This is a genomic window from Bradyrhizobium sp. MI1.7 (assembly GCF_055811795.1).
Genome location: NZ_JBVVPO010000278.1, coordinates 1 through 322 on the forward strand (window position 1 = coordinate 1; position 322 = coordinate 322).

A 322-nucleotide genomic window follows, 5' to 3' on the forward strand; every position below is an offset into this window, starting at 1 on the left:
CGATCTTGTCGGCCTTTGGAATGCGCTTCTTGTTCCAGTAGTCCGGATTCTTCGTGAGCTCGGCAAGCTCGCGCGGCACCAGCTTGGTCAATTTGAACGGACCGGTGCCGGAAGGCTGGCTCGCGAACTTGTCCCAATCCTTGCCGAGCTTCTCGTACTGCGCCGGGCTCGAGACCAGGAACCACAGCATCTGATAGGGGAAGAAGGAATCGACCGTCTTGGTCGTGATCTCCACCGTGAAATCGTCGATCTTGGCGTAGCTCGCGACCGAAGGCAGGCGGGTCTTCACCTGCGCGCTCTGCCGCTTGTCGAATTGCGGCGC

1 protein-coding gene is annotated in these 322 nt (G+C 59.9%); it reads right to left on the reverse strand.

Going from position 1 to position 322, the window contains the following annotated elements; translation table 11 throughout:
* Positions 1 to 322, reverse strand: a 322-nt coding sequence (locus AC0L3X_RS47510; protein ID WP_473317667.1) for an ABC transporter substrate-binding protein, incomplete at both ends; no start/stop codon positions are given.